This window comes from Bradyrhizobium erythrophlei (assembly GCF_900142985.1).
GTDB lineage: Bacteria > Pseudomonadota > Alphaproteobacteria > Rhizobiales > Xanthobacteraceae > Bradyrhizobium > Bradyrhizobium erythrophlei_B.
Genome location: NZ_LT670849.1, coordinates 2883512 through 2895744 on the forward strand (window position 1 = coordinate 2883512; position 12233 = coordinate 2895744).

Genomic DNA, 12233 nt, shown 5'->3' on the forward strand with positions numbered 1-12233 from the left:
GGGATCGTCGGCGCAGCAGCATGTTTCGTTCCACACGAAGACAAAGCCTGCGGCCGCCCGTCACCGGCGGTCGCAGGCTTCCTGGTTCGGGTCCTACTTCTGATAGCTGATGCGATAGATCGCGCCAGCCCAGTCGTCGGCCACGAGAATCGATCCGTCCTTGTCGAGGATGATGTCGTCGGGGCGGCCGAGATAGCCCTGGTCGCCTTCGATCCAGCCTGAGGCGAACACGGTTTCCTTGGCGTTCTTGCCATCCGGATCGACGTTGACGCGGACGATGCGTGCGCCCTGATACTTGTGCCGATTCCACGAACCGTGTTCGGCGATCAGGATCGCGTTCTTGTACTCAGCCGGAAATTGATCGCCGGTATAGAACTTCATGCCGAGCGGAGCCACGTGCGCACCGAGATTGAGAGCGGGCGGCGCAAACTCCGAACATTGGTGACCCATCGCGAATTTGTCATCGGGCGTGTCGCCCTGATGACAATATGGATAGCCGAAATGCTCGCCGAGTTTTGAGATCATGTTGAGCTTGTCGCTCGGCATGTCGTCACTGATCCAGTCGCGCGCATTCTCGGTGAACCAGTATTTTCCGCTGCGCGGATCGACGTCGCCGCCGACACTGTTGCGGACACCGAGCGCGACGATTTCCGCGTTGCCGGTCTTGGGGTCGACGCGGCGGATCTGCGAGACGCTGGTCGGCGGAATGCCGATGTTGAAGGGCGGTCCGAACGGAATGTAGAACCAGCCGTCCTTGTCGGCGGCGAGATATTTCCAGCCATGCGCCGCGTAGGACGGCATGTCGTCATAGACGACCTTGCCCTGGCCCAGATTGTCGAGATTGGCTTCGGCGTTGTCGTAGCGGATCAGCTTGTCGACCGCGATGACGTAGAGCGCGCCGTCGCGGAAGGCGAGGCCAGTGGGCATGTTCAGGCCTTTAAGGATGGTCTTGACCTCTTTTTTCCCGCCGGCGTCCTTGATGGCGTAGACATTGCCGAGCCCGAACGAGCCGACGAACAGCGTGCCCTTGTCGCCCCAGGCCATTTGCCGCGCGGCGAGTACGCCCGAGGCATAGACCTCGATCTTGAAGCCTTCCGGCAGCTTGATCTTCTTGATCAGCGAGGCGAGTTCGGCGTCGGAAGCGCCGGTCGGCGGACCCGACGGCGGCGCCAGGCCTTTCTGTGCCTCGGTCTCATCGCCAAGGAACCAATCGTCCGGCGGATGGGTCCAGAATTCCTTTTTGCCGGATTCGTATTTCTTCAAAGGCTTGTCTTGCGCGGCAGCCGGACCGGTCGCCCCAACGGCCAGGATGGTTGCGAACGCAAGAACGGATCGATGGAACGTCGATTTCATCGCGTCTCTCCCTCAAGCAGCCGCGGGGCTGCGATGTTGTTGTTTGATGTGCCTTACGTGGGCGAATTCTTCGCGCGGCCAAAAAGCCTACCACATCATCGGACGGAGAGAAGCGAGCGGCATGTTCGCTTCAGGCGTGTATTCGAGAATATTTTTCGAGGCTCTGCCAAAAAGTAGCCAAAAAGTGGAAGGCGTGGCGCCATCACGGGTGCCGCGTACCCCACTCCCGCATCGTCCTGACGATGGGACCGCACGCGCGGCTCGATTGACTCCGAAATTATTTCGATAGTCATCGACCGGAGTTTGTCATGGGCGCGATCGAAAACCATGAGGCTTTTTACGCAGCGCTTTCGCTCACCATTCGACCGATACTGAAAGCTTCGCAACGCTCCAAGCGCGTGCCTGCAACGAAAATGGAGTCGGCCCTCATGGGCCGCTCCCATTTTTCCATTTCTCGGTGAGAAACTGGAGCGGGCGAAGGGATTCGAACCCTCGACCCCGACCTTGGCAAGGTCGTGCTCTACCCCTGAGCTACACCCGCATCCTTGGGATTGTCGCCTTAATGTCACCGGCGACCGCAGACCTATGCCAAATGCGGACTGCGAATGCAACAGCGGGCGCACGGCTTAAATTGGCGAAATCCTGAGAAATTGCAGACTTATGGTCAAAAGCGGCCAGAAATAATCGTCAATCCCATGCCACCTCGGCCGTAACGGCGGACGGGAGGCAGAAATTTGGTCGGAGGCTCGGACCCGCCCATGGCCGAGCGCTCCATCTCGGGCACCCCGGAACCAATTGAAATTTCGCATCGAACCGCCATTTGGGCATGAGAACAGCTGAACCACGAAGGCGGGCCGTGCTAGACAGGCCCCGCCAGCGCCAAATTTGACACACACTGAACGAGGATTGCCGTGACGATATTAGAGGGCAATGGAGCCGCGCCGCAGGCCGCGACCGACCTGATCAAGGAGACGACGACCCAGAGTTTCGTCAAGGACGTTATCGAGGAATCCAAACGGCAGCCGGTGCTGATCGACTTTTGGGCGCCATGGTGCGGTCCCTGCCGCCAGCTCACTCCTATCCTTGAAAAGGTCGTCCGTGCCGGCAACGGCAAGGTCAAGCTCGTCAAGATGAACATCGACGAGCATCCTGCGATTCCCGGCCAGATGGGAATCCAGTCGATTCCGGCCGTGATCGCCTTCGTCAACGGCCAACCCGCCGACGGCTTCATGGGCGCGGTGCCCGAAAGCCAGGTGACGGCCTTCGTCAACAAACTGACGGCCGGCATGCCCGGCGAGCCGAACATTGCCGAAATCCTGAAAGAGGCCGAAACCCTGCTCGCCGAGGGCGACGCATCCAACGCCGCCTCGATCTATGCCGAGGTGCTTTCGGCAGACGCCACCAACATCGCGGCAATGGCGGGACTGGCGAAATGCTACGCCACCACCGGGGCGATCGATCAGGCCAAGAAGACGCTGGCGATGGTGCCTGAATCCAAACGCGGCGACGCCGCGGTGAAGGCCGTGCAGGCCGCGATCGATCTGGCCGAACAGGCCAAATCGCTTGGGCCGATCGCCGAACTCGAACAGAAAGTCGCCGCAAATCCGCTTGATCATCAGGCGCGGTTTGATCTCGCGACCGCGCTCAACGCCGCCGGCAAGCGCACGGAGGCGACACAGCAACTGCTCGAAATCGTCAAGCGTGACCGTAAATGGAACGAGGACGGCGCGCGCAAGCAGCTGGTACAGTTCTTCGACGCGTGGGGCGCCACCGACGAAGCGACCGTCGAGGGACGAAAGCGGCTGTCGACGATCCTGTTTGCGTAGTTGCAGGTAACAAGCGGGCGTAACGCAAGGCCTTGGACGTGGGTCGCGAATAGCTGATCCCAGGCACGATATGGGCTGGTGACCGTAATGCCGATCAATGCCGAATATCGCGGACCTTCAGACCTTCCCGAAATTATTCCGGTATTTCCGCTGCCCGGCGCATTGCTGCTGCCGCGCGGGCAGATGCCGCTCAATATTTTCGAGCCGCGCTATCTGGCGATGGTCGACGACGCGTTCCGCGACGGCCATCGGCTGATCGGGATGATCCAGCCCGACGTCTCGCATTCACCGGACGAAGCCCATCCGAAACTGTTTCATGTCGGTTGCGTCGGGCGCATCACCCAGCTTGCCGAGTCCGGCGACGGCCGCTACGTCCTCGAACTCACCGGCATTGCCCGCTTCAAGATCGTCGAAGAGCCGAAGGTGCTGACCCAGTACCGGCAATGCAAGGTCGATTACTTTCCGTATATCGACGACTTTGCCGCTCGCAAAGGCGAGGAGGCCGTCGATCGGGAGGCTCTCCTGAAAGCGCTGACGGAATTTCTCGACGCCAACAATCTCAAGGTCGACTGGGAGGGCATCGAAAACGCGCCCAACGAAGCGCTGGTCAACGCGCTGGCGATGATGTCGCCTTACGGCCCGCCGGAGAAACAGGCGATGCTGGAAGCGCCCGATCTGAAGACGCGCGCCGAAATCCTCATCGCCGTGACCGAGATGGATCTCGCCAAGAAGCGCACCAGCAACGATTCCGGACTGCAATAGCGCTGCGGGCTAAGGCAGCTTGCGCCGGCCCAGGTAAATATGCAGCGGGAACAGCAGGGCCAATGAAAATCCGGCAGCGATGTGGATCCAGCTCATCCACGGCCGCAGCGTTTCCGATCCGAGATAATAGAGCCCGAAAGCGGTCCCGATCAGGATCGCGTTGAACGTCGCCATCGTCGATCCGGATATGCGATTCTTCCGGCTCCGCCACGCGCGCATCAGGTGGACTGGAATGAGGGCCCCGAGCAGAAGCAGCGTCACCATTGCCGTGCCGCCATGCGCCATCAGGAGATAGGCGATGCTTTGCTGCCAGATCTCGTCGCTGGAGATATCCTTTTGCCAATCCGCAACGAGCCAGCCGGCCCCGGTGAGCAGCAGGACCGTAAAGGATGCGTAGATCGCGTATCGGAATGAAGAACTAAGCCGCAAGGTGTACTGCGTTTTGCCAATCAGAGGAGATCTGGACCTCACCGTCCGAGGTGATCAGTAGCGCACTTGCATTGTAAAGCTCAAGCAAACCGGCTGCGTCCGTGCCGGAAATCGCGACGATTTTGGTCAAGGCGTCGGCAATCATGCAGGATGGAGCCCGGACGGTCACACCGTCGATCGCATTTGCCGGAGCTTGACCGTCGGGACCGATGATCGCCGATCCTGACGTTTCTACGGACCGGAAGGGATCGAACCGGCGCGCGGTAGATGCCAGCGCTTCGTTGGCGAATTCGACACGGCAGACCACGCGGCCGGGATCGCGGGGATAGCGAACATGAGCCGATTGCACCTGCGCTCCAAAAGCGGCGAGATCACCGCCGGCATTCACGAGACCCCAGGCCAGCGAACCCGATTCGCGAAGCGCCTCCAGCGCGCGATCGACGGCAAAACCCTTCGCGATTCCACCAAGGTCAATTCTCGCCTGGCGATGCCGAAAGCGGACCATCTGCCCATTGCGCAGCTCGATCGCGTCCGGCGTGCGCGCCTGCGCATCGATCGGCGCATCGGCGTCGAGCTTCGGCAAGACTCCCATGGACTGAAGGGCCGGCGCGACAGCGACGTCAAACACACCGTTCGACCGGTGATGAAGCTCCACGCTTGTCTCAAGCACGCGGAAGGTCCATGCGTGAACCTTGACCGGGCGATCGAAGGCTTCGCGGTTGAGACGGCTGACGTCGCTTTCGGAATCGTGAAAGCTCATCAGCCGGTGAACGACCGCGACCGCCTCGAACGCCGCATCAACCGCGCGATTGACCTCTGCCCGATCGGGCCCACTCGCCTCGATCTCCACGAAAGTCCCGAGCAAGGGTCTGGCGCGGCGCATTCTATTTAAGCCGGCTGCCATACGTCGCCAGTATGCGTTTCACGCCCTCGGTGACATGCGTCGAGGACAGCGTCGCGCCCGCAATATTCCTGATATCGCCATTGATCTTGAGCGGGTTGGCGTTCGTCTTTCCGACAAATTGAGCGAGCCAGCTGGGGCTTCTGATCTCGCCGCCGTACGATTCGCGATATTGCAGGATCTCAACGCCGTGCACCGCCCCTGCGGGCGTCAGTGCGACGGCGTAGTCGATATAAAGGTGCTTGCCGACGACCCGGTCGAAAATGAAAAAGCCCGCGACACGTCCGCCCGCTTCGGCCTTCCAGATCCTTCCCGACTGAACTTCGGTGAACTGGGTGGCCGACGGAAACGCCTGCTTCTGCGCTTCCTCGATCGAAAGGTATTGCATCGCATAGGCAGGCGATGCGACCGACGCTACCGCAGCCGCCGGCAGCACATATCGAATCCATTCCGTCATGATTCACCCGTTCCCATCATTTCCGTTTGGCAGCCGCGCGGCCTCTCCGACAGCACGGCTTTCACAAGCGTATTCCTCGCGGGGCTCAAAAGAAGAAGCCCACGCCACCGAGGTACGAATCCGAGAGCGCACCGACGAGACTCTTGTCGATCACCCTTTGATACTCGGCCTTCAGCACGATTTTTGGCGACGGGAAGACCGCAACGCCTGCGGTATGGAATTGGCGCTGGCCGGCGCCCGTCGGCGAGTTGATATCCGTTCCGGCAAACCCGCCTGTCTGGAGATTTTCGTAAGTGTAGTTATAGAACGGAACCGCTTCCCACTCGCTCCGCAGGATGGTGCCGAGCGGGATGTGATAGGCGATCTCGCCCGAATAGCCGAACATCGCTTTTCCAACATTGTTGGTTGGATCGCTGTCGTTGTTGGCCCGCAGGTTTGCAGGATTGCCGAATTCGACGCGGACGTATTCGCCGCGCAATTCGAGGCCGGTATTGGGTACACGATAGCGGAATTCGGCATCGAACATGGCAAGGCTGGACTTGCCCAGGAAGTTGCCAAGATCGTCATGGGCGCCACGTGGTGTCGTATTGGGCGAGTAATAGGCGCTGATGCTGCCTCCGAACCCCGGAAGGAATGTTGGGGTGACGTCGAGCCGGCCGGACACCGCGAGCGTATTGGAGAGTTGGTCAAAACCGCCGAGTGGCGGGTTTGAGAATGCGAGCGCGTTGGCCCCGTCGATGCCGGGGAAATACGGCGTACCGGGCAGCGGCACTGTCTTGGCGTCCGTGCGATTGGCAAACGAATCGCCAAAGTCCTCGTTGGTGGCGCTGAGCATGATCTGGTACCTCAAATCCTCGCTGATCGTGCCGTACACGCTGGTGCCGGGCACCTTCCAGGTCGACGGGATGATGCTGTTGTAGAGCTCGGGCCGGTTGACGCTGTAGAACTGCGTCGGTTCATGATGCTGGTTGATATATCCGATCGGCACCAGATCGATGCCCGGCGCGCGCCAGTTGAACTGATCGATGATCTTGAAATCAATCCAAAGCTGCTCGATCTCGGCGGTGCCATGCAGCTTGTCGTCGTTGTCGAAGCCTGAGCCGGCATGCTCGAATTCGATTTCGGCATTGAAGATAATGTTGTCGGTGATCGCATAGGTCGGCAACAGCACCATGCGCGCGGTATCGAAGCCACTCTGCCACTGACCATTGGCGGCAGGATTTTGCATCGACCCGAATTTGACTTCGCCGTAAGCCCCGATGCTCAGGCCAGCCACCGGCGACGGAGCGACGCCCAGGATCGGCAGGTCGGACGGCGGGGTGGAGAGGTCGAGCGTCTTGGGTTTGGACGACGGTTTGCCTTTCGGATCTTGCGGCAGCTCCGGTGCGGCGGCAACTTTGGCGCCTTTGTCGGTCTCGGGGGCTGGCGTTTTTTTCTGCGCCTTTTCGGAGCCGGCAGTTCGCTTCTTGTCGGCAGGTGCAGCCTCTTGTCCGGCGGCATCGGCAACCCGCTTTTGCCTAAGCTCGGCTTCGAGCGACTGGATACGCTTCTCCATCGCCTCCATTTTCTTCAGTACGGCATCACTGGCCTCACCCTCCGCTGACCAAGCGCTGCCGGAGCCAAGGAGAGAGATCGCGGTTGCTGCAAGCAGCATTCCCCGCCTCGAGCGACCAAACCAGGAAGAGAACGATGAAGAGAAGTGCAGAGAATGACACCGCGACATGAAGCCCCCAATCCGCGGAGATCAGGAACTCCGCGATTTCGTGGGGCCTTAGTAATCATTGCAACCTATTTCTGGGATTCGAAAATGGAACAGCGCAGCTGGAATCGCTCTACTTTAGAATTAGAACAAAACTAAATCTCCGGAAGGCCTCAAGATGACCGTTTGACGACGAAACTCGACCTCATCGGCGCGCCACTTGATTGCGCTAGCCGGCGCCGAAGGCGACCGCGACGTTGTAGGTGACGAGGCTCGCCGCATAGGCCAGCACGAACATATAGAGGAACGTCACCACCATCCATTTCGTGCCGCCGGTCTCGCGCCGGATTACTGCCAGCGTCGAGGCGCATTGCGGGGCGAAGATGTACCAGGCAAGCAGCGACAGCGCCGTCGCCAGGCTCCATTTGGTGGCCAGCACCTGCCCGATCTGATCCGCAGCCTCTTTGCCGCCCTCGATGGCGTAGACCGTGCCGAGCGCAGCGACCGCCACTTCGCGCGCGGCCATGCCAGGAATCAGCGCCACCACGATTTGCCAGTTGAAGCCAAGCGGCGCAAACAGCGGCGCCAGCGCATGTCCGATCATTGCGGCCAGGCTGTAGTTGATGGCGGGCCCTTCGGCGCCGGCGGGCGGCTGCGGAAACGACGCCAGGAACCAGATCAGCACCATCATCGAGAAGATTGTGGTGCCGGCGCGCACCAAAAACATCTTCGCTCGCGTGTAGATGCCGATCGCGATGCTCTTCAGCCGCGGCAATTTATAGTCCGGCAACTCCAGCATGAACGGCGCGGGCGCATAGTCACGCAGCATGAAAAACTTGATCAGGAACGAGACGAGCAAGGCACTGCCGATGCCGGCCGCATAGAGGCCGAACATCACGAGCCCCCTGAGGTTGATCCAGCCCCAGACCTGCTGGTCCGGAATGAACGCCGAGATAATCAGGGTGTAGACCGGGATTCGCGCCGAACAGGTCATCAGCGGCGCGATCAGGATCGTGGTCAGCCGGTCGCGACGGTTGTCGATGACACGCGTCGCCATGATGCCGGGAATCGCGCAGGCAAAGCTCGATAGCAGGGGAATGAAGGCGCGGCCGTGCAGGCCCGCACCACCCATGATGCGGTCCATCAGAAACGCCGCACGCGCCATGTAGCCAAAGTCTTCGAGCAGCAGGATGAACAGGAATATGATGATGATCTGCGGCAGGAACACGATGACGCTGCCGACGCCGGAGATCGCGCCGTTTTGCAGGAAACTCTGCAACAGCCCTGCCGGCAGCGTATCGTGCACCAGCTGGCCGAGCGCGGAAAAACCGTCCGACAGAAGCTCCATCAGCGGCTGCGCCCAGGCGAACACCGCCTGGAACATCACGAACAGCACGAGGCCAAGGATGAGAAGTCCAGCGACCGGGTGCAGCACCACGGCGTCGATCCGGCCCGACCAGGTGTCGGGTCTGGCTGGAAGACTGACGGTCTCGCCGATAATCCGGTCGGCCTCGCGCTGGGTGGCGCGCAAATCAGCGACCGAAAGCGGCTTCCAGAGATTTTCGCGGACCGCCGTCTCCGACTGCGCCGCGATTTCATCGGTCTTGCGCAATAGCTCGGCGATGCCGCTTTTGCGTACCGCAATCGACGTCACTACCGGAACGCCCAACATTTCCGACATGCGCGCGGCATCGACGGTGACGCCGCGCCGCGTCGCGATATCGAACATGTTCAGCACCAGCATCAACGGCCGGCCGGTCCGCTTCAGTTCGAGCAGAAGACGGATGGTCAGCCGCAGGTTGGTGGAATCCGCCACGCACAGGACGAGATCCGGGGGCTTTTCGCCGGCGGCGCGGCCCAGCACGAAATCCCGGGTGATTTCCTCATCGGGGCTGCGGCCGCGCAACGAATAGGTGCCGGGCAAATCGACGATCGAGGCCTGCCGCCCCAGCGGGGTGACGAAGAAGCCTTCCTTGCGCTCGACGGTGACGCCGGGATAATTCGCGACCTTTTGGCGGCTGCCCGTCAGCGCGTTGAACAGCGACGTCTTGCCGCTGTTGGGCGTCCCCACCAAAGCGAGATGCATTAACGGAGCTTCCATGACGCCGCACCAGTCCACCGGTCAGACGACTACGACGGCCATCGCCTCGCGTCGGCGCACCGCGACCGTCACGTTCTCGACGCGAACGGCAATCGGATCACGCCCGATAATGCCCTCGTGGAGCACCTCGACCCTGGCTCCCTCGACGAAGCCGAGCTCGATGAGACGGCTTTCCAGTTCGATCGCGGGAAGCGAGGAGTTCACCTCAGTGGCATCAAGATGCTGGATCACACCGGAATAGCCGCGCTTGGCGAGGCCAAGCCGCATCTCGGGTGGCGTACTGCTTTGATCGATGGCGGTCATGGTCTGTATTTTCAACCGCTGACGCCGAGGTCAAGCTTGGCGAGCTAAAACGCATTGATCTTAGAGCGATTTTAAACTGAGGCGGGCGTCCGCAACGCAAAACGCTGTCAAAACCGCTTCGTCGAGCGGGACGAAACGATCGAGCACGGGCATCACGGCCCGGTGAACAACTAGTGTGGCAACTCTGACGTTCCTTTCAGCGCCGCCGCGACAGGATGCGAATATCAAATCCACTCTACTAATAGCCGATCGCCGCCATCACGATGACCGCGCCAAGCGCGGCCCAGCCGAAATGGCGGCCGCGAAAGACCCAGAAATTGCCGATCACCCCGAAGGCGTACATCGCGCAGATCGTGACGACGATCCAGTGCCGGGCAGAGACCGAGGCAATCGAGGGCGCCGCCAGCAGAAGAATGCCGCCGCAGATCCATCCAACGGTGCCGATCTGCCAGCAAATCCGGATCAGGGTGCGAAGCCGCGGCGGTTCGATGGTGGCCCTCGAAAACACCCTGGTTTCGCCGAGAACGCCGTGGAGCACGGCCACCACGATCGCGGCAATTCCCGCCGCCGAGAGGAACATGTCACGCATCCGGCCTCTCCATAACCAATCTCCATACACTTGTGTATGGAGAGCTTGCGCCAGACCGCTGGCGTTGTCAATACAGTGGTGTATGGTGGGCCGTCACGGGAACGGCACATGGCAGATCAGCTCTCCGCCAGCGACTGGTTGGATCAGGGCATCAGGACGCTCGCCCAGGACGGCTTTACGGCGCTGAAAGCCGAGCCGCTGGCCAAGGCCATGGGCGTGTCACGCGGCAGCTTTTACTGGCACTTCGCCGATGTCGAAGCGTTCCATGCGGAAATTCTCAAATATTGGCGCGAGATCGCTGCTGAGCGAATTATCGACGATGTCGAAGCCGCCGCTGGAAAGCACAATGCGCTGGAATTTCTGCTGCACCGAGTATTCGGCGAGAGGCTGGCGCTGGAAAACGCAGTTCGTCGCTGGGCGGTGGTCGATCCGGCGGCAAGGGCCGCCGTGCGGGCGATCGACAAGCGCCGGCTGGCCTATGTCGAGCGTCTGTTGCTCGACACCGGGATTTCGCGGGACACCGCCCGCGCACGGGCGCAAATTCTCTATTGGGCCTATCTCGGCTTTGCGCTTTCGGACCGGCCTTTGCCTCAAGCCCGGCAACAGGCGGTGGTAGCCGAAATGCTCCGCCTCGCATCGCCGTAAGCCTGGTTGCCGAAGAAACCGCCGACAACTTTTGCCCGGATGGTGACTGAAACGTAATCGCCGTCGCCGTCCGGTTCGCGCGTCATCGGACTGGGTGCGGGCTGATCGTCTTCACCGGATAACCCGCGCGGCGGAAACGGCTATTCCGGGCAAGCACTCGAGGCGCCACCGCCGCATTGTGGCGGACAATAACCTTGCGTTCACCATGCGGGACAAATCGGCCTGCGCCCGCGCGCAAAGGTTCCTCCTTTCAAGGTCGCTTATACCTTTACCCCTTAGTCATCGCTGAAGGTGAGGCTTTCCGGCCGAACCCAGTGGCCTTTTGCGTAACAGTAGATCCTGCGTATGAACATCGCCCGCATTGTCGTTCTGACTATCGCCCTCAGCGCCGGCGGCGTTGCCGCCTATCTCGCCAGCGGAATCGACAGCAAGCCACCGGCTCCTGTCGAAGCCGTCGTCCAGATCAAGACCGTCGATATCCTGGTGGCGAAGTCCGACATCGGCCTTGGCCAGACGTTGACCGCCAACGACATGATCTGGGAGACTTGGCCGGCTGGGACCACGAGCAGTAACTTCATTCGCCGCAGCGATCGCCCGGACGCCACGAACCAGGTCGCTGGCTCGATCGCGCGCGCTCCCTTTGTCGCCGGCGAGCCCATCCGCGAAGCCAAACTGGTGAAAGCCGACGGCTCCGGCTTCATGGCCGCGATCCTGTCGAGCGGATATCGCGCCGTATCGACGGAAATTTCCGCGGAGACCGGCGCCGGTGGATTCATTCTGCCCAACGACCGGGTCGACGTCATTCTCACGCGCCGCGAGAAGAATCCAAACCCAACTCAGCCCGATCTCGTCGTTTCCCAAATCGCCCTGGCCAATATTCGCGTGCTCGCCATCGACCAGGCCCCGAAGGAAAAAGAGGGCACCAATAACGTCATCGGCCGGACGGTCACGCTTGAACTGAAGTCCGAGCAAACCACCGCTCTCGCCGCAGCACGACAGGCCGGAACGCTGTCGCTGGCGCTGCGCAGCATCGCCGACGCCAACCAGGTCTCGGTCAGCGCGAACGAAACAACTCAGCGTCCCGGCGTCAACGTGGTCCGCTACGGCGTCAACAACCCGCCCGCGCCCGTCTTGAAATGACGAGGATGCTCTTGATCAGAAGGAAGAA

Annotated in this window: 13 protein-coding genes and 1 tRNA gene; 5 read left to right on the forward strand and 9 right to left on the reverse strand. The window is 61.0% G+C overall.

From position 1 onward, the window contains the following. Positions 1 to 93: 93 nt before the first annotated feature. Positions 94 to 1353, reverse strand: coding sequence for a PQQ-dependent sugar dehydrogenase (locus tag BUA38_RS13350; RefSeq protein ID WP_072818342.1), 1260 nt, complete (start codon positions 1351 to 1353; stop codon positions 94 to 96). A gap of 308 nt (positions 1354 to 1661) precedes the next feature. Between BUA38_RS13350 and BUA38_RS36695 the strand changes: the two genes are divergently transcribed. Continuing rightward, the gene (locus BUA38_RS36695) at positions 1662 to 1814 is read left to right on the forward strand and encodes a hypothetical protein (RefSeq protein ID WP_156898519.1); all 153 of its coding nucleotides are present in this window, start codon (positions 1662 to 1664) and stop codon (positions 1812 to 1814) included. A 5-nt stretch (positions 1815 to 1819) separates the two neighbouring features. On the opposite strand, the gene BUA38_RS13355 is transcribed toward BUA38_RS36695, so the two are convergent. Next, positions 1820 to 1894: transfer RNA gene (locus BUA38_RS13355), tRNA-Gly, on the reverse strand. A gap of 370 nt (positions 1895 to 2264) precedes the next feature. On the opposite strand from BUA38_RS13355, the gene trxA reads away from it, so the two are divergent. Beyond that, entirely contained in the window at positions 2265 to 3179 is a 915-nt protein-coding gene (trxA, locus tag BUA38_RS13360; protein ID WP_072818343.1) for a thioredoxin, read from the forward strand. Positions 3180 to 3266: 87 nt separating this feature from the next. Further along, positions 3267 to 3941 (forward strand): LON peptidase substrate-binding domain-containing protein, encoded by a 675-nt coding sequence (locus BUA38_RS13365; protein ID WP_072818344.1) that lies wholly within the window; start codon positions 3267 to 3269, stop codon positions 3939 to 3941. Between the two features lie 9 nt (positions 3942 to 3950). On the opposite strand, the gene BUA38_RS13370 is transcribed toward BUA38_RS13365, so the two are convergent. The 7 genes from BUA38_RS13370 to BUA38_RS13400 form a co-directional block, all read right to left on the reverse strand. Continuing rightward, positions 3951 to 4370: a hypothetical protein gene (locus BUA38_RS13370; RefSeq protein WP_072818345.1), complete on the reverse strand. Its 420-nt coding sequence runs from the start codon at positions 4368 to 4370 to the stop codon at positions 3951 to 3953. Next, positions 4360 to 5253, reverse strand: coding sequence for an FAD:protein FMN transferase (locus BUA38_RS13375; RefSeq protein ID WP_244553253.1), 894 nt, complete (start codon positions 5251 to 5253; stop codon positions 4360 to 4362). The genes BUA38_RS13370 and BUA38_RS13375 overlap by 11 nt, the downstream gene beginning before the upstream one ends. 1 nt (position 5254) lies before the next feature. After that, positions 5255 to 5728, reverse strand: a complete 474-nt coding sequence (locus BUA38_RS13380) for an FMN-binding protein (protein WP_072818347.1) — start codon at positions 5726 to 5728, stop codon at positions 5255 to 5257. A gap of 85 nt (positions 5729 to 5813) precedes the next feature. Further along, on the reverse strand, positions 5814 to 7382 hold the full coding sequence (locus BUA38_RS13385; RefSeq protein WP_072818348.1) for a hypothetical protein: 1569 nt from the start codon (positions 7380 to 7382) through the stop codon (positions 5814 to 5816). A 274-nt stretch (positions 7383 to 7656) separates the two neighbouring features. Then, positions 7657 to 9528 (reverse strand): ferrous iron transporter B, encoded by a 1872-nt coding sequence (gene feoB / locus BUA38_RS13390; RefSeq protein WP_072826091.1) that lies wholly within the window; start codon positions 9526 to 9528, stop codon positions 7657 to 7659. A gap of 21 nt (positions 9529 to 9549) precedes the next feature. Then, positions 9550 to 9831: a FeoA family protein gene (locus BUA38_RS13395; RefSeq protein WP_072818349.1), complete on the reverse strand. Its 282-nt coding sequence runs from the start codon at positions 9829 to 9831 to the stop codon at positions 9550 to 9552. 238 nt (positions 9832 to 10069) lie between these two features. Beyond that, positions 10070 to 10420 carry a hypothetical protein gene (locus tag BUA38_RS13400; RefSeq protein ID WP_072818350.1) on the reverse strand — a complete coding sequence of 117 codons (351 nt, stop codon included), beginning with the start codon at positions 10418 to 10420 and terminating at the stop codon, positions 10070 to 10072. 108 nt (positions 10421 to 10528) lie between these two features. On the opposite strand from BUA38_RS13400, the gene BUA38_RS13405 reads away from it, so the two are divergent. Both BUA38_RS13405 and cpaB read left to right on the forward strand, forming a co-directional pair. Further along, a complete protein-coding gene (locus BUA38_RS13405; RefSeq protein WP_072818351.1) occupies positions 10529 to 11065 on the forward strand; it encodes a TetR/AcrR family transcriptional regulator in 537 nt (178 codons plus the stop codon). 345 nt (positions 11066 to 11410) lie between these two features. Then, a complete protein-coding gene (cpaB, locus tag BUA38_RS13410) occupies positions 11411 to 12205 on the forward strand; it encodes a Flp pilus assembly protein CpaB (protein ID WP_072818352.1) in 795 nt (264 codons plus the stop codon). The last annotated feature ends 28 nt before the right edge of the window (positions 12206 to 12233 follow it).

What these genes read in the sequence shown, in the direction of transcription:
- BUA38_RS13350 (WP_072818342.1), bottom strand. Translation starts at nt 1,353, where the DNA reads ATGAAATCGACGTTCCATCGATCCGTTCTTGCGTTCGCAACCATCCTG.
- BUA38_RS36695 (WP_156898519.1), top strand. Translation starts at nt 1,662, where the DNA reads ATGGGCGCGATCGAAAACCATGAGGCTTTTTACGCAGCGCTTTCGCTC.
- BUA38_RS13365 (WP_072818344.1), top strand. Translation starts at nt 3,267, where the DNA reads ATGCCGATCAATGCCGAATATCGCGGACCTTCAGACCTTCCCGAAATT.
- BUA38_RS13375 (WP_244553253.1), bottom strand. Translation starts at nt 5,253, where the DNA reads ATGCGCCGCGCCAGACCCTTGCTCGGGACTTTCGTGGAGATCGAGGCG.
- BUA38_RS13380 (WP_072818347.1), bottom strand. Translation starts at nt 5,728, where the DNA reads ATGACGGAATGGATTCGATATGTGCTGCCGGCGGCTGCGGTAGCGTCG.
- BUA38_RS13385 (WP_072818348.1), bottom strand. Translation starts at nt 7,382, where the DNA reads ATGCTGCTTGCAGCAACCGCGATCTCTCTCCTTGGCTCCGGCAGCGCT.
- feoB (WP_072826091.1), bottom strand. Translation starts at nt 9,528, where the DNA reads ATGGAAGCTCCGTTAATGCATCTCGCTTTGGTGGGGACGCCCAACAGC.
- BUA38_RS13395 (WP_072818349.1), bottom strand. Translation starts at nt 9,831, where the DNA reads ATGACCGCCATCGATCAAAGCAGTACGCCACCCGAGATGCGGCTTGGC.
- BUA38_RS13400 (WP_072818350.1), bottom strand. Translation starts at nt 10,420, where the DNA reads ATGCGTGACATGTTCCTCTCGGCGGCGGGAATTGCCGCGATCGTGGTG.
- BUA38_RS13405 (WP_072818351.1), top strand. Translation starts at nt 10,529, where the DNA reads ATGGCAGATCAGCTCTCCGCCAGCGACTGGTTGGATCAGGGCATCAGG.
- cpaB (WP_072818352.1), top strand. Translation starts at nt 11,411, where the DNA reads ATGAACATCGCCCGCATTGTCGTTCTGACTATCGCCCTCAGCGCCGGC.